This is a genomic window from Candidatus Binatia bacterium (assembly GCA_029243485.1).
GTDB lineage: Bacteria > Desulfobacterota > Binatia > UBA12015 > UBA12015 > VGTG01.
Map to the genome: position 1 here is coordinate 520,550 of JAQWRY010000086.1, position 15,568 is coordinate 536,117.

The window sequence follows — 15,568 nt, forward strand, 5'->3', positions numbered from 1 at the left end:
TCCCCGAAGTTGGGCAGCGTCGACGGGTAGCTCGCAATACGGAGGTGGATTCGATGCGTTTTGGATGGATGAAGTTCTGGGTGATGGCGGCCGTCGCGGTGCTGGTGGTGACACCGGCGTCCGGCGCGAAGGTCAGCGAAGAGGCGCGCTGTACGATCGTCAAGCTGAAGTCCTCGGTGAAGGAAGTGAAGGACAAGGCGCAGTGCTACGAGCGCTCGCTGAAGGCCGGCGTCCCTGTTTCCGGGGCGTGTCTCAAGCGCGCCGAGGACAAGCGTGAGCGTCTTTTCGAACGCGCCGAGAAGCGCGGGGGCTGCAAGACGACGAAGGAGGGTGCGACGATCGGAGTCCGGGTCGACGCCTTCCTGCAGGACATCAACCGCACGCTCCATGGCGGTGCGTCTGCGTCCGCCAAAGCGTCCGCTTCGCCGCCCAAGGAAGACGCGAAGGCAGCCGAGGGGACCCGAAAGGCCGAAGCGCCGAACGCGACACCGGCGGCGGATTCGAAGGAAGCCGCTGAAGCGAAGAAGTCGGCAGGGAACGACTAGGTGGCAACGCCTCAGGGGGGCATCCTTCCGGAGCCCGGCTCGCACGCGCTGTTCCTCGTTCTGAAGGTGAGGAGCCCGCGGCACGCGCGGGCCGTTGCGAAGATCGCCGCGCGCGTCCCGGCGCTCGCGGCGCAGGTCGCGCGGCTCGACAAACGCTCCCGGTTGGTGGCGAACGTGGCGTTTGGGACGCGGTTGTGGAGCCGGATTTCGCGGACGAGCAAACCACGGGGCTTCCGACCGTTCAAGAAAACGGGCAAGCGAACCCTCGTCGCGCCGTCAACGGGAGGCGACATTCTCCTCCACGCCATCTCGAACCGGCAGGATCTGAACTTCGAGATTGCGCAGCGCCTCCGGTCCGAGCTGGGTGATCGCGTGCGCGTCCTCGAAGAGGTCCACGGCTTCCGGTACCTCGACGCACGCGACCTCACGGGCTTCATCGACGGCACCGAGAATCCCAAAGGGAAACGGGAGCGCGCGAACGTCGCGCTCATCGGCGACGAGGATCGCGCGTTCGCGGGAGGCAGCTTCGTCTTCACCCAACGCTACGTGCATGACCTCTCGAAGTGGAGCCGCCTGTCCGACGCGGCACAGGAGAAGCAGATTGGTCGTCGGAAGAAGAACAGCGTCGAGCTTCGCGGTAAAGCCAAGCCGCCCACGGCGCACATCAGCCGCGTCGTGATCGAAGAGAAGGGGGAAGAGCTCGAGATCGTACGGCACAGCTTCCCCTACGGAGATTCGTCCGAGGCCGGCTTGTTCTTCATCGCCTATACGAACGATCTCGCGATCCCGTTCAAGATGCTGGATCGGATGCTCGGCGCGAGCGGCGACGGCAAGCACGATCACCTCATGGACTACACCAAGGCCGTTTCGGGAGCGACGTTCTTCGCGCCATCGCTTTCCGTCTTGCGCTCGATCGCTCGTTGAGACGCGGTTAGGGGGAGCTCGTCGTGCAGACAAAGCGCCGCGTGCGAGCTTTTCTGCTCGTGATGATCGGAGTCCTCTTCGTCGCCTCGGTGCCGTGGTATCGGAGCACCGGTGAGCAGGTCACGTTGATCTTCGGGCTGCCTGATTGGGTCGCCGTCGCGCTCGGGTGTTATGTCGGCGTCGCCGTACTGAACTCGGTGGCTTGGCTGCTGAGTGATGTCGAAGATCCCAAGATGCCGGGTGACGGATCGGAGCCCAAGTCGTGACGTTCGGCCAAATGGGTCTCGTCGCCCTCGGGTTCTACCTAGTCGGTCTTGTCCTGGTTGCCGAGATCGCGCGCCGCGCGAGTAAGGACTCCACGCCGAGCGATCACTTCCTGGCCGGACGCGACCTCGGCGTGTTCGTCCTCTTCCTCACGCTCTACGCGACCGCCTACAGCGGGAACTCGCTGCTCGGGTACCCGGGGAAGGCTTATCGAAGCGGCTTCTCCTTCATCATGGCGACGGGCTTCATGATGTCGATCATCGTGGTGTTCCATGCGCTCGTTCCACGTCTGCGGCCCGTCGCGGTCGCGGAGGGCTTTGTGACCCCCGGCGATTGGGTCCGCCACCGGTTCGCCGGAGAGCCGGGCGCCCGCGCCCTCTCGCTCGCCGTCGGCATTCTCATGTGCACGGCACTCGCCAATTTTCTGTTGGCGCAGCTCCAGGCAATGGGTCACATGACCGGTCGCGTCACCGACGGGATGATCTCGTACGAGTTCGGAATCGTCGGCCTGGCGTTCGTGATCCTCTTCTACGAGAGCCGCGGCGGCATGCGCGCGGTGGCGTGGACCGACGCTGCGCAGGGGATCCTGATGTTGGGGGGCCTCGCGGCGCTTCTGTGGTGGCTGGTCGGCACCGCGGGAGGGCTCAGTGCAATCACCGAGCGTGTGGCCGAGGTTCGGCCTTCTGCCGTCGTCGTGCCCGATGCGACGGTCTGCGCGAACTGGTTTAGCTCGATCACGCTTTTGGGACTCGGCAGCGTTCTCTATCCGCAAGCGATCCAGCGCGTGTTCGCCGCGCGCAGCGGCAAGGTGCTGACGCGCTCGCTCGCGATCATGACGTTCATGCCGCTCACGACGACGCTCGTCGTAACCCTGATCGGCGTCGCTGCGATCACCCGTCTGAATCTCGACCTTGGTGTTGCCAGCGACGAAGTGACGCCGCTTCTTCTCGAACAGTGGGCGGCGGATGGCGGGGGCCACACCGCCGGCGCGATCCTCGTGTTCCTCGGCGCGTTGGCTGCGATCATGTCGACCGCGGATTCGTGCCTCCTGTCTCTCGGCTCGCTCGCGGCGGGTGATCTCTTGGGACGCTCCGGTCGAGATCCGGCCACGACGAAGCTCGGAAAGCGCCTGGCGGCCGGAATCCTGCTCCTCATGGTGCCCCTGGCGATGTGGGGACAGCTCACCCTGTGGAGACTCATCGAGCTCAAGATGGAGCTCCTCGTCCAGTGCGTCCCCGCCTTCCTCCTCGCGATGCACTGGACGCGCTTGCGCGCGTGGCCGACGTTCTGGGGAATCTGCGTCGGGACCGGTTACGCGACTGTGATGGCGCTACTCGGCACGAAGGCGCTCGGGGGTGTGCACGTCGGAGTCATCGGGCTCGCGTTGAACGTGACGGTCGCTTGGTTGGGCTCGCTTGCGACGTCTCCTCGCGCATCCGCTTCTTCGTAGCGGTCCACGAGCAGATCGGGCACGTCGATAAGTCGTGCCTGCGCGCGGGGCAGTGCTCCCGTCCGAAGTAGATGATTTGGAGGTGGAGCTTGTTCCAGCTCTCGGACGGAAAGAGGTTCTTCAGATCTCGTTCCGTCTGCTCGACGTTCTTCCCGTTGGATAGCCCCCAGCGAGCCGCGAGCCGGTGGATGTGGGTATCGACCGGGAACGCGTGCTGCCCGAAGGCCTGCGAGGCGACGACGCTCGCGGTTTTGTGGCCGACCCCCGGAAGCTCTTCCATCTTATCGAGCTCGCGGGGGACTTCGCCCGCATATTTCTCGACGAGGATCTTGGAGAGCCCGGCGATGTTCTTCGCTTTCGCGGGAGCGAGTCCACAGGTTCGGATGAACCCATGGATCTTCTGCTCCCCGAGCTTCATCATGTCCGCCGGTGTGTTCGCGGCGGCGAAAAGATCTGGAGTAACCTTGTTTACGCGCTCGTCCGTCGTCTGGGCCGAGAGCAGAACGGCGACGAGCAGCGTGTACGGGTCGGCGTGGTCGAGCGGGATCGGCGGTTTCGCGTAGAGCTCTTCTAGGAGCGCCTGGACGCGTTCCGCCTTCTCGGCGCGCGTCATGAACCCTTCGTGTAGTGGGGTCGGTAGAGTTCGAGAACGAGTCCGCCGGGCGTCTTGAAGTGGATGGCTGTGCCGTAGCCCTGATCCTTGGGCTCGTCGATGAACTCGACGTGCTTTTCGCGCAGCTCTCGCACCGTTGTGTCGAGGTCGTCGCAGTCCGAGGAGATGTGGTGGCTTCCGGCGGCTTCGCCCGCCGGGTGAGTCTCGTCCGCGGTATGACGCCCCATGTCGGTCTCGGTGAAGCTAAACTTGTCTCGTAGGAAAGCCCGGAGCTCTTCCGTTTCGGAAGAGTAGAACATGGTGTGCACGCTTCGGATCATGAGAGACCTCCTGTTGCTGTGCTTCGCTCGTAGCCCGTCGGATCCTCTCGGTGCAAGACGTTCAGATAGTCGCGCTCGGGAATTGCCCTGATATAGTTCGCGCTCGTGTGTGGCATCGCTGGCATCTTCCGGACGCAGAGTTCCGGCGACGACCGGTCTACCATCGAATCGATGCTGGCCGCGTTGGAACGTCGTGGGCCTGACGCCGACGGACTTCTCGAAGAAGGCCCGATCACGCTCGGCCATCGTCGACTTTCGATTCTCGACCTGAGTGACGCCGGGCGGCAACCGATGGTGAGCGCCAGTGGGCGCTACGTCGTGAGCTACAACGGCGAGGTCTACAATTTTCGCGATCTGCGCGACGAACTCGGCGTCGACCCTGCTGACCTTCGCTCGAGCTCCGATACCGAGATTCTCCTACTCGCGTGGGAGAAGTGGGGCCCGGCGGCACTCGACCGCATGGTCGGGCAGTGGGCCTTCGCGATCTACGACCGCGAGGAGCGAAAGCTCTGGCTCGCTCGGGATCGGTTCGGCGAGAAGCCGCTGTACTATCACGAGGGCGCAGGCGCGCTCACGTTCGCGTCGAGCATCGCAGCTCTGATTCAGGCGCCGTGGGTCCCTCGGGAGCTCGATGAGGACGCCCTCGTTGAGTACTTGACGCTCCGCTATGTCGTGGCGCCGCGCACCGTCCTGCGAGACGTGAAGAAGTTGCCCGGAGGCCACCTCCTCGAAGCCGGCGAAGACGGTACGCACGTCCGTTCCTGGTACGACCCCCGCTTCAAGCCGCGGCGCGAGCAGCTACGCGGGCGGAGCAAGGAGGATCTGGCAGACGAGTTCGGTTCGTTGTTGGTCCAGGCGTCGAAGCGCTGCCTCGTGAGCGATGTACCGGTGTCGCTGCTTCTGTCCGACGGCATCGACAGCAACTCGATTCGCTACGCGATGCGCGAGGGCGGTCGAGACGTCTCCACGTTTACCTATGTGATGGCGAAGGACGAGCCAGGCCTGGTGCCCATCGACAGCAAGGGGTTCGACGCGCCGAGCTGGGATCTCCGAGTTACGCCCCGCGGTCGGCTCGAGACGATGGACGAAGCGTTCTCGCGATTCACCGAGCCGATGGGCGACGGCGCCTCTCTGGCGACGTGGCTTCTCATCCGAAACGCGCGCGAGCATGCGACCGTCTTCGTATGCGGCCATGGGTCGGACGAAGTCCTCGGCGGTTATCGTCTCAGTCAGGACCGCTTTCGCCTCCAGGGCATGCGATGGATTTCCTACCTTCCGACGGTCACGCTCCGTGCCCTCTTCGGCAACAAGACGTTTGGACCCGAATCGCCCGACAGGAGGCAGCGCCGCTTTCGCCGGACGTCGCTGCGGAAGGTGCCCGAGGCCGCGCGGTATCTGATTCACCGCCCACTCCCGCACGAGGACGTCTCGCAAATCCTGAGTCAGGACGGCGTTCCCGATACCTACCTGGATACGGTCGCTCGCCTCTACGACGAGTGCAGCGACGAGGCGAGTGCACTCGACCGCATTCAGGAAGTGATGATGCGGACGTTTTTGGCGGAGGACATCCTCTCCTTCGCGGACTCCGTGGCGATGGATTCGTCGGCCGAGCTGCGGCTTCCGTTTCTCGATCGCGACCTGGTCGAGTTCGTGTGGGCGTTGCCGGATTCCGCACGTGTCCACTTCTGGCCGGGGCGGGCGAACACCAAGCAGATCCTCCGCTTCTGGGGCGAGAACCACATCCCTCGAGAAATCGTCGAGCTGCGGAAGCGGAACTTCAACTACGGCACCATTCGGGAGCTGCTCGCCGAGGATGAGGGACGAGTCCACGACCGGATGCTCGGTTGCGCGCCGCTGCGCCGTGCCCTTCCCGGCCTCGAGACGTGGCTACAGAACCCACATGAGTATTTCCGCGGTCCATGGGAAGGTACGGTATGGGCTCTACTGAGCCTCGGCATCTGGGCCGAGGCGAGCGGGGTTAGGTGAGCATGTCTTCTACGACTCGAAACGTACTGGTGAGCCTCGGGATCGCGGCCGCGTTCCTCTTTCTGGCGTTTCGCAGCGTCTCGCTCGACGAGCTCGGCGGCGCGCTCTCCAAGTTCGACCCGTGGTACCTGATCCCAGCCGTCGTGATCAGCTTCCTGCTGCAGATCTTTCGCTCCTGGCGATGGCAGCTCGAACTAAGCCCCCTCGAGCACGTTCCGCTCGGTCGCATCTGGGTCGTGACCAGCGTCGCCTACATGGCGATCAATCTCTTTCCGGCGCGCCTGGGCGAGTTCGTTCGCCCGTGGCTGATGTCGCGGCGTTCGTCGGTGAGCTTCTCCAACGTCGTGGGCAACCTCGTCGTAGAGAAGACGTTTGATTCGCTCGTCATCGTTTTCTACATCCTCCTGGGATTGCTCACCACGAGCGATCTTCCGGAGTGGGTGCGGCGTGGGGCCGTCGTCCCCGCGACCGCGGCCGCAGTTCTCGTCGTGCTGGTCATCCTTCTGTGGACGAAGGGCGAGCCGTTCTTCGACCGCTGGGTGATTCGTTACCTGCCGGAGCGGTTCGGCGACGGTCTCAAAAAGTTTGTGCGCGCGCTTCTCGACGGCATGCAGATCCTGCCGAATCCGCGCCTTGTCACGATGGTCTTCCTCGTCTCGCTCGCGTTGTGGTTCCTGCCGATCCTATCGAGTTGGGTCGCGATCCAGGCGTTCTCGTTCGACGTTCCCTTCAATGCGGCACTGATCGTCTTCATCTTCATCGGCTTCGGAACGGCCCTGCCGCAGGCGCCGGGGATGATCGGCACCTACCAGTACGCGTGCATCCTCGCGCTCGGGCTGTTCGGGGTCGAGCAGGCGGATGCGCTCGCATACGGGATCGTGCTGAACGGCATTCAGCTCATCACACTGGTTCTTCAAGGTGTAATCGCGCTGCCGCTCGCGGGGGTGACGCTTGCAGACTTTCGGCGCGCGCGGGAGGAAATCGGAACCGAGTCGGCCTAGTCGCCGGACCGAAGCTTCGCGAGGAATCGGCGGGCGACGCTCGCGGCGGATTCGCCATTCTCATCGACGTCGAAGTTCATTGCGCGCATCGAGCCGGCGTCGATCGTTCCGACCAGCTCCTGAAGAGCCTCGAGGACCTCGGGTTGTTCCTCGCGCAGGCGCCGGCTCGCAACCATTAGTGCGTCGTAGGGTGGGATTGCTCCCTTGTCGTCCTGGAGAACGAAGAGATCGAGTGCCGCGATCCGTCCATCCGTGGAATACGCGCTGATGACGTCCACCGCATCGCCCGCCACTGCTTGGTACATCAGGGCAGAATCCATCTGCCGCTCTTTTCCGAACCGTATACCGTAGTGATCGTGGATCGACTTCCATTCGGCTCGTGAGAAGAACTCGAAGTCGGCGCCTATCGACATCCGGGGCGCGAAGGGGACGAGGTCGCTGATCGTGGTGATGGACCGCGCCTCCGCTTCTTCCCGCCGCATTGCCAGTGCGTACGTGTTCTCGAAGCCGAGCGAGCCGATAACCGTCATGCCGTGTTCGGCGCGCAGGTACTCGGTGACGACCTCGATCGCCTCTTGGCGGTTCAGCGGTGGTTCCGGGCGCTTGAGGATCGTTGCCCAGAGCGTGCCGGAGTAGTCGACGTAGAGGTCGATGTTGCCGGTCGCGACCGCATCGAAGACCACGGTCGAGCCGAGGGATGCGACCTTCTCGGTCTCGAGGCCAGTCGTCGCCGTGACCTGGTCGGCGATGATGTCGGCGAGAATGTACTGCTCAGTGAAGGCCTTCGAACCGATTCGGATCGGCACGTCGCCTCCCTGTAGGAGCGGCGCCGCTAGGGTGATCGCGACGTAACCGAAGAGCAAGGCGAAGACGGTCCCCGACGCGAGTAGGTACTCTCGTCGCCGATCGCGCACGCCGATTTCGAGAAGGTGTACGAGCCCGTCGAGAATGAGGGCCAGAATGGCGGCTGCGACGGAGCCGACGACGACGGCGGTGAAGTTGCGCGTTTGAAGACCACTGAAGATGTAGTTGCCGAGACTCGTCGCTCCGACCGGCGTCGATAGCGTTGCGATGCCGACGGTCCAGACTGTGGCCGTGCGCACGCCACCGACGATCACCGGTAGGGCAAGCGGGAGGTCGACCCGCCACAGTTGTTGCGACTCGGTCATTCCCACACCGCGCGCCGCCTCGGTCAGCGCTGGGTCGACCCCCTGGATCCCGGTCACGGTGTTGCGGAGGATAGGAAGCAGTCCGTACAGCGTGAGGCCGATGAGCGCGGGTAGGAAGCCGATGCTTTGGAGCCCGAGGAACGCGAGCGCGGGGACCATCACCGCGAGCAGAGCGAGGCTCGGAATGGTCTGGATGATGCCCGCGGTTCCGAGCAGCGGCTGCTCGAGCCACTTCACGCGCGTGGCGATGATGCCGAGAGGAATGCTCGCCGCGACCGCGAAGAGCAACGCGAGCATCGTGAGCTGAAGATGCCCCGTTAGATACTCGGGCAGTAGCGCGAGTTGGTCGCTCACGAAGCTTTCCCATCGACGGGTTCGAGCAGGGCGTCGACCGCCTGCGCTTGCCTGCGGGGCGTGTCCATCAGCCGACGAACGAGTTCGCCTTCCGGCCGCTGCATGAGCTCTTGCGGAGTTCCGATTTGTACGAGTCGTCCCGCGTCCATGACGGCGATGCGGTCGCCCAGGATCAGAGCTTCGACCATGTCGTGTGTGACGAAGATCGCAGTCAGACCCAGCTTGCGGCGGATCTGCGTGAACGATTCCTGCAGCCGGTCGCGTGTCAGGGGGTCGAGCGCGCCGAACGGCTCGTCGAGCAGCATCACGCGAGGCTCGGCGGCGAGCGCTCGCGCCACACCGACCCGTTGCTGCTGGCCGCCCGAGAGCGCGTCGGGAAAGCGATCGCGCATCTCGCCCGGATCGAGCTCGACGAGTTCGAGAAGCTCGTCGACACGTCGAGCCATCCGGTCCGGGGCCCACTCGAGCAACTGCGGTGTCACGCTGATGTTCTCGGCGATCGTCATGTGTGGGAACAGGCCGATCCGTTGGAACACGTAGCCGATGTGTCTCCGAAGCTCGTGAACGGGGACACTCGTGGCGTCTTCGCCGTCGATCCGGATCCGGCCTCGCGTGGGCTCGATGAGCCGGTTGATCATCTTGAGTGTCGTCGTTTTGCCGCAGCCGGAGCCGCCGAGGAGGACGAGGAGCTCACCGGCCTGCACCTCGAGAGACAAGTCGTCGACCGCGGTGACGCCTTCGTATTGCTTGGTCAGTCCCTCGAGTTCGATCACGTCTGCTCGGAGTACGACGAGAAGGAGCTGGTCGCAAATGGCGGCGCGACAATGCCGCGCACGACCAAGTCTGCTAGCGGACGCCTCCATGGATCGCGCCGTCATTTTTGACATGGATGGAGTTCTGGTCGACTCGTTCGCCCCGCACCGCGACAGCTGGCTCCGCGCGGCGAGAGAGGCCGGTGTGGAGATGACCCCCGAACAGTTCGCGACCACCTTCGGTCGCACGAGCCGGGAGATCATCCGCAGATTCTGGGGAGACGGTCTCGATGATGACGCGATGCGCGCCATCGACGATCACAAAGAGGCGCTCTATCGCGACATGGTGCGCGACGACTTCCCGACGATGGACGGAGCCGTCGAGTTGATCGACGCGCTCCGTGACGCGGGCTTTCGTATCGCGATCGGTTCATCAGGGCCACCGGAGAACATCGAGCTCTCGGTCGAGTGCCTCGATCGCGCGGATTGCTTCGAGGCAGTCGTGACCGGTTACGACGTGACCCACGGGAAGCCGAACCCAGAGGTCTTCCGGCTCGCGGGAGAGCGCCTCGGTGTGCCGAAGGAGCGCTGCGTCGTCATTGAAGATGCGGTGGCGGGAGTCGCCGCCGCGAACGCGGCGGGCATGGCAAGCATCGCGTTGACCGGGACGACGACGCGCGACGCACTGGCCTCGGCGAGTCTCGTCGTGGACTCGCTGCGCGAGCTGTCCCCAGCCGCGATCTCGGCATTGCTCGGCGACGGCGCGCCGGCCTAGTTCGAGGTCTGATACCACGCGGTGAACAGTTCCGCGCTGAAGGCCGTGATCTCTTCCTGCGCGAAAAGCGGGGGCAGGCAATCCGCCTGCCCCCGCGTTCGAAGACGACGGCGCTCAGGAAATCCCGACGCGCTCGGCTAGCTGTTCGCGATGCTGGAGGGGGCCGCCGAAGAGTAGGCTCGAGCTCTTGGCGCGCTTGAAGTACAGGTGCGCGGGGTGCTCCCAGGTGAAGCCCATCCCACCGTGAATCTGAATGGTGTCGCCCGCTGCCTTGAAGAAGGCCTCGGAGCAGTAGGACTTGGCCATGTGGACTGCTTCCGCGAGGCCCTCGTTGCCTTCGGCGGCGGTGAAGCCGGCGTTGTAGGCCGCAGACTTCGAGAACTCGACCGACACGAGCATGTCGGCGCAGCGATGCTTGATCGCCTGGAATGAACCGATCGGGCGGCCGAACTGGAGCCGCTCCTTTGCGTACTGCGTCGACATCTCGAGGCAGCGCGATGTACCACCCACCTGCTCGGCGGTGATCCCGACGAGGGTGATGGCCAGTGCGCGCTCGAGAGCGGCAGACACATCACCCGCGGTGCTCACCCGTAGCGCGGGTGTGCCCGAGAACGAGAGGTTGGCAAGCTTCCGGGTCTGATCGAGGGTCGGAAGAGCCGATCGCTCGAGGCCAGCCGCGCCGGCATCGACGCGGAACAGCGCAAGGCCGTCGTCGGCACGAGCCACGACCAGAATGACGTTCGCGGTGTGACCGTCGAGTACGTACGTCTTCTTGCCGGTAAGCTTGAAACCGTCGCCGTCGACGGTCGCCGTCATCTTGACGTCACCCAGTCCCCAGCCGGCGCCTTCGTCGACCAGTGCGACCGTTGCGATGGTCGACCCGTCGGCGATACCCGGGAGGATAGTCTTCTTCGCTTCGTCCGTTCCGGACTCTGCGACCGCGGATGCGGCGAGAACGGCCGTCGACAGATACGGGGCGCATAGAAGTGCGCTACCCATCTCTTCCAAGACGATCATCATTTCGACGACGCCGAGACCGGCCCCGCCGTGTTCCGCGGGAACGATCAGGCCTTGCAGACCGAGTTGCTGCGCCATCTGCTTCCAGACGTCTTCGTCGTAGCCCTGCTCCGTATCCATGGCGCGGCGGACGGCCTGCTCATCGGAGCGGTCATCCAGAAAACGCTTCACGGTACGGCGAAGCTCTTCGTGTTCTTCGTTGAACGAAATGTCCATGATTCTCTTCCTCAGCTGCGGGGGATGTCTTTCCAGGCGACCGCTTTGTCGACGCGCGGCTCACCGGGAAGGCCCAGGACACGCTCACCGAGAATGTTGCGCATGACCTCGGAGGTGCCACCTTCGATTGAGTTCGCCCGCGAACGGAGGAACTGGTACTTCGCGAGTCGCTCGGGACTGCGCGGCTCACTCGCGGGGCGACGAAGCTCGTAGCCCTCTTCGAACATCAGCGAGTCCTTGCCGAGAACGTCGAGACACGTTTCCCAGGTCCGCTTGTAGATCTCGGACTGGGCGAGTTTGCCGACGGAGCCTTCGGGCCCGGGGTTGCCGCCCGTCGTCTGGGTTGCACGTGCGCGCAGTGCCGTGACGCGAAGGAGCTCCGACTCGATGTGGAGCTGCGTCACACGGTCGCGCATGATCGCGTCTGCTGCGACCGAGGTGTTCGTCTTGTCGCGGTCGTTCCAGAGGGTTTCGAGTGTCGCTGTTGGTCCGGCTTTGCGGTGACCGGAGCCACCACCGAGTGCGGAGCGCTCGTTCATGAGCGTCGTGATCGCGACCTTCCAGCCGTCGCCCTCTGCGCCGAACATGCGATCCGCAGGGATCCGAACGTCGGTCAGGAAGATCTCGTTGAACTCGGCCTCGCCGGTGATCTGGTAGAGCGGCCGAACGTCGACACCTTCGCTTTCCATGTCGAGCAGGAAGTACGAGAGGCCCTTGTGCTTGGGCACGTCGGGGTCGGTCCGAGTGACGAGCATGCCCCACTTTGAGATGTGCGCGAGCGTGGTCCAGACCTTCTGGCCGTTCACGACCCACTCGTCGCCGTCACGAACGGCGCGGGACGAGAGTCCGGCGACGTCGGAGCCCGCGCTCGGCTCGCTGAAGAGCTGGCACCAGATCTCCTCGCAGGTGAACATCGGGCGCAGCAGGCGCTTCTTCCACTCTTCGGAGGCGTAGGTGAGGACGACCGGGCCGCCCATGCCGATGCCGATTGGGTTGAGCTCGATGTCGTTGTAGAACGTGTCCGCGTTTTTGCGGATCTCGTCGTTGACGATCGCCTGGAGGTGCGGCGTGAGGCCGAGCCCGCCGTGTCCTTCGGGGAAATGGACCCAAGCCAGGCCGTGATCGAACTGCGTTCCGCGGAAGGTCACCCGATCCACCTTGTCGGGATGCACTTCCGCAAGCAGCGTTCGTGTGCGCTGGCGAAGCTCTTCTTCGCTCATCGTCTTTGCCATGTTCTCACCTTTCCTTCGTGATCGTGGTCACCTTGCCACCGAGCCCCGCCACCGAGAGGCGAACGAGACCGGCGAGGCGCCGACCGTACTGAGCCGTCGACGGCGCATTCGCCGGGGACGGGCCTTGGAGTCCGTGTGCGCAGAGGAGAAGAAAGCCGGCGGCGCTCTCCGGCGTGTTGCCGGAGACGCTGGCGTCGAGCCCTCCTTCGTCCTGTGCGGTTTGAAGAACACGGGTGAGGAGCTTCACCGAACGGCGGCTCCACGCACCCGTGATGTCGGCACAGAGCCGGTTGCTTTCGTCTACGATCTCGAGGCCGTGTCTCGAGCTGGCCAGCTGACGGAAGATCCAGCCGACCTGCGCTTCGAGGACGGCGAGGAGCTTGGCGTCGACCGGCTGCTGGGTCGCGGCGGCTTCTTCGGCTTTTTCGGTCGCCCGGACATAGATGCCGTCACACATCGCCCGGAAGATGTCTTCCTTATTCCGGAAGTGGTGATAGAGCGCCGTTCGCGAGATACCCGCCTCGCGCGCGATCTCCTCCAACGACGCACGGCGAAAGCCGTAGTGCGCAAAGATCGTCCGCGCGGCGCCGAGGATTTCCTCGCGTCGCCCGGGTTCTTCCAGAACGGGAGCGGACATCGTGGGGTGCTGATCCGGCAGAGCCAGCCAACGATTCGACGTTTTAGGTGTGAAACGTCGAATCATCAAGGTCGACCCGGGGCCCGGTTTCCTGGTCAAATCGCCGGACCCGGCCCCCAATGATAGGAGCGGGGCCGAGGAGCCCATCATGACAACGCCAACCCGCGCGACCGGTGCCTGCCTCTGCGGTGCCGTCCAATTCTCCGTCGGCTTTCCGAGCCTCCGGTCGTCTATCCCTCCTCGGATCACGGGAAGCGGATGTTCTGCGGTCGCTGTGGCAGCTCCCTCTTCTGTGAGCTGAGCGAATATCCCGATCAGGTCGATGTCGCGCTCGCGAACATGGCGGCTCCGATCGATCTCGCACCGCAAGCAAACGTTTTCTTCGACGACCGAGCCGCATGGATAACGGCGGAAGACGGCCTGCCGCGCCTCGGCGGGGTGACCGGCATAGAGCCCGTGACCTAGGAGTGACCCCGATGCGAGTTTGACCCCTCGACGAGTGCGGTACAGCAATGGCAGGGTGGTAAGCGGTGAGATCCCGACCTCGCCCCGTCGGCGCGCGGTTGTTCGATCCATCGCGCTGCTCGTCGTGAGCGCTGCGATTGTTGCTGTTGGTGTGGTGCTTTACGCGATCTACGCTCTGCCGCTTCCGCAGAGCCTCGGTGACGCCGCTCTCCGTCCGTCCCTCATCGCCGAACATGCGATCGGAATCGCGTTGGATGCCCTGCCATGTGGCTGAGCAGCCGATGCCGAAGAGAAGGAGTGCGAGGAGAACGGTCGTGCGCTGGAGCATCTGTCGATTCTCACGTTGGAAACCGTCGGCTCTCCAGAGCCGTGGCGAACACCTGATCAGTCCCCGTAGAGCAGGCGGCGCTTCCACCAGTCGGCACTCGCGTCGCGTTCCGACGGATTGGTGAATTGGTAGTCGTACAGCTTCCACCGGACGTGCCGTGGTGGGCTCTCGCCGAACGGATCGGGGCCGAGGAGGTCCAGCACCGCGGGTGAGCCTTCCTGCAGGCGCGCGAGGAGGGAGGGGGTGACGACGTTGGTTACCCGCCCCCCGGCCTCGAGGGCGCGCTGGAAGTAGAGCCCATCGAACCACATTTGCCAGTCCAGTCGGGGCATTCCCGGTCCGACAAAGGCGGGCGCGCGGTCCACGGCCCCCGGTTTCCAGAGGAAGACGTACGGCGTCCAGGTCGTGCCGTCGTCGCTTCCCTCGAGGACCACTTCCGGCCGTGTCTTTGTCATGACGGCGAACAGGCCGTAGCGGCTGGTGAGATGAAACGGGCGCACGACGCGCGCGAGCGGATCGGCGAAGGTCGTGCGGAGTCCACTGACCTGGGCGACCGCACCCGGTACAGTGAGGAGTAGGAGGATCGACGCGACGGCGGTGTGAAGAATCGCGCGGCCTCGGCTGGGGAGAAGGCCCGACGTCACGATGCGCTCGCGGTACCGCGGCGGAATCACGGCGCGGAGTTGGGAGTCGTCAAGCAGCGGGATGCAAAGCACCGCCGTCAGCAGGTTGAAGAACCCGTAGTTCCCGGTCGCTCCGATGAACGCCTGCAAACCGAGGAAGGTAGCGGCCGCGACGGCGCGCCCTCGCCTGCCGAGGACGATGAAGAAGGGAACGATGAGCTCAATCACGAACGTCCCCGCAACGGAGAGCTTATGGAACCAGGCAGGTAATTGGTTCACGTACCAGCTCGCCCAGGTGGGGAGGGGCTGCGTTTCGTAGTGATACTGCAGCGCCGTCAGGTCCCACCACGCCGAGTCCCCACTCGCGAGCTTCACCCACCCGGAGAAGAACATCAGTCGGAAGAGGAGCCACACGAGCAGCCAGCGCACGAGGGGAGACGGCGTCGTGGCGAGCGGTGATGCGAGGCGGAGCGTCATCGGCGCCCAGAAGATCGCCAGGAAGCCCGTCTCGAGAAGAAGCGCATCCCATTGATAGTTCAGGAAGGGCGCGCCGACGTTGACCAACGACAGGTAGAGTAGCCAGCAGCCGACGAGGCTCGGCAGCGGGAGTGTTCCCGAGACGATCAGAAGAGAGAGGGCCGCTCCGACCCAGCAGGCACCGAGCAGGATCGAGTCTCCCGAGGCGAGCCAGAAGAGGGTCGGGATCCGGGTGAGGTCGGCACCCGCCAGCGCTTCGCGGGCGCGCGAGAGAAACTCCGCCGCGGGCCGGAGCCCTTCGGCCCCGAGGAGGCCCGCGATCTGCCACTCGAGCGACAGGAAAGCGATCAGATACGTGAGGCCCAGAGCGCGGAGGAAAAGGCTTCGTTGCAGCATAGGGGTTGACCCGGCGAGATGATG

General features: G+C 64.4%; 17 protein-coding genes. 9 read left to right on the forward strand and 8 right to left on the reverse strand.

The features are described 5' to 3' along the window. Positions 1–53 precede the first annotated feature (53 nt). From P8R42_27180 to P8R42_27195, 4 genes are read left to right on the forward strand one after another with little or no spacing between them, the layout of a single operon-like run. Positions 54–545: a hypothetical protein gene (locus tag P8R42_27180; protein MDG2308278.1), complete on the forward strand. Its 492-nt coding sequence runs from the start codon at positions 54–56 to the stop codon at positions 543–545. Then, positions 546–1,469 carry a Dyp-type peroxidase gene (locus tag P8R42_27185; GenBank protein ID MDG2308279.1) on the forward strand — a complete coding sequence of 308 codons (924 nt, stop codon included), beginning with the start codon at positions 546–548 and terminating at the stop codon, positions 1,467–1,469. A 23-nt stretch (positions 1,470–1,492) separates the two neighbouring features. Further along, complete coding sequence (locus P8R42_27190) at positions 1,493–1,735, forward strand: hypothetical protein (protein MDG2308280.1); 243 nt, start codon at positions 1,493–1,495, stop codon at positions 1,733–1,735. Then, the gene (locus P8R42_27195; GenBank protein MDG2308281.1) at positions 1,732–3,183 is read left to right on the forward strand and encodes a sodium:solute symporter family protein; all 1,452 of its coding nucleotides are present in this window, start codon (positions 1,732–1,734) and stop codon (positions 3,181–3,183) included. The genes P8R42_27190 and P8R42_27195 overlap by 4 nt, the downstream gene beginning before the upstream one ends. On the opposite strand, the gene nth is transcribed toward P8R42_27195, so the two are convergent. Together nth and P8R42_27205 are read right to left on the reverse strand one after the other, a co-directional pair. Further along, positions 3,104–3,796 carry an endonuclease III gene (nth, locus tag P8R42_27200; protein ID MDG2308282.1) on the reverse strand — a complete coding sequence of 231 codons (693 nt, stop codon included), beginning with the start codon at positions 3,794–3,796 and terminating at the stop codon, positions 3,104–3,106. The genes P8R42_27195 and nth overlap by 80 nt on opposite strands. Continuing rightward, positions 3,793–4,254 (reverse strand): VOC family protein, encoded by a 462-nt coding sequence (locus P8R42_27205; protein MDG2308283.1) that lies wholly within the window; start codon positions 4,252–4,254, stop codon positions 3,793–3,795. The genes nth and P8R42_27205 overlap by 4 nt, the downstream gene beginning before the upstream one ends. On the opposite strand from P8R42_27205, the gene asnB reads away from it, so the two are divergent. Together asnB and P8R42_27215 are read left to right on the forward strand one after the other, a co-directional pair. Then, positions 4,222–6,102: an asparagine synthase (glutamine-hydrolyzing) gene (gene asnB / locus P8R42_27210; protein MDG2308284.1), complete on the forward strand. Its 1,881-nt coding sequence runs from the start codon at positions 4,222–4,224 to the stop codon at positions 6,100–6,102. The genes P8R42_27205 and asnB overlap by 33 nt on opposite strands. Before the next feature lie 2 nt (positions 6,103–6,104). After that, positions 6,105–7,103: a lysylphosphatidylglycerol synthase transmembrane domain-containing protein gene (locus P8R42_27215; protein MDG2308285.1), complete on the forward strand. Its 999-nt coding sequence runs from the start codon at positions 6,105–6,107 to the stop codon at positions 7,101–7,103. Here P8R42_27215 and P8R42_27220 read toward each other — a convergent pair. Both P8R42_27220 and P8R42_27225 read right to left on the reverse strand, forming a co-directional pair. After that, positions 7,100–8,626, reverse strand: a complete 1,527-nt coding sequence (locus P8R42_27220; GenBank protein MDG2308286.1) for an ABC transporter permease/substrate-binding protein — start codon at positions 8,624–8,626, stop codon at positions 7,100–7,102. The genes P8R42_27215 and P8R42_27220 overlap by 4 nt on opposite strands. Further along, complete coding sequence (locus P8R42_27225) at positions 8,623–9,399, reverse strand: ATP-binding cassette domain-containing protein (protein MDG2308287.1); 777 nt, start codon at positions 9,397–9,399, stop codon at positions 8,623–8,625. Before P8R42_27225 ends, P8R42_27220 begins: the two co-directional genes overlap by 4 nt. A gap of 88 nt (positions 9,400–9,487) precedes the next feature. Here P8R42_27225 and P8R42_27230 point away from each other — a divergent pair, with 88 nt between their 5' ends. After that, positions 9,488–10,153 carry an HAD family phosphatase gene (locus P8R42_27230; GenBank protein ID MDG2308288.1) on the forward strand — a complete coding sequence of 222 codons (666 nt, stop codon included), beginning with the start codon at positions 9,488–9,490 and terminating at the stop codon, positions 10,151–10,153. A 114-nt stretch (positions 10,154–10,267) separates the two neighbouring features. Here P8R42_27230 and P8R42_27235 read toward each other — a convergent pair whose 3' ends face one another. From P8R42_27235 to P8R42_27245, 3 genes are read right to left on the reverse strand one after another with little or no spacing between them, the layout of a single operon-like run. Then, positions 10,268–11,386: an acyl-CoA/acyl-ACP dehydrogenase gene (locus tag P8R42_27235; protein ID MDG2308289.1), complete on the reverse strand. Its 1,119-nt coding sequence runs from the start codon at positions 11,384–11,386 to the stop codon at positions 10,268–10,270. Between the two features lie 11 nt (positions 11,387–11,397). After that, entirely contained in the window at positions 11,398–12,618 is a 1,221-nt protein-coding gene (locus P8R42_27240) for an acyl-CoA dehydrogenase family protein (protein ID MDG2308290.1), read from the reverse strand. A gap of 4 nt (positions 12,619–12,622) precedes the next feature. Beyond that, positions 12,623–13,255 (reverse strand): TetR/AcrR family transcriptional regulator, encoded by a 633-nt coding sequence (locus P8R42_27245; GenBank protein ID MDG2308291.1) that lies wholly within the window; start codon positions 13,253–13,255, stop codon positions 12,623–12,625. Between the two features lie 198 nt (positions 13,256–13,453). On the opposite strand from P8R42_27245, the gene P8R42_27250 reads away from it, so the two are divergent. Further along, on the forward strand, positions 13,454–13,720 hold the full coding sequence (locus tag P8R42_27250) for a GFA family protein (protein MDG2308292.1): 267 nt from the start codon (positions 13,454–13,456) through the stop codon (positions 13,718–13,720). 124 nt (positions 13,721–13,844) lie between these two features. Next, positions 13,845–13,994, forward strand: coding sequence for a hypothetical protein (locus P8R42_27255; GenBank protein ID MDG2308293.1), 150 nt, complete (start codon positions 13,845–13,847; stop codon positions 13,992–13,994). 110 nt (positions 13,995–14,104) lie between these two features. Here P8R42_27255 and P8R42_27260 read toward each other — a convergent pair whose 3' ends face one another. Next, positions 14,105–15,544, reverse strand: a complete 1,440-nt coding sequence (locus tag P8R42_27260; GenBank protein ID MDG2308294.1) for a lipase maturation factor family protein — start codon at positions 15,542–15,544, stop codon at positions 14,105–14,107. Positions 15,545–15,568 lie beyond the last annotated feature (24 nt).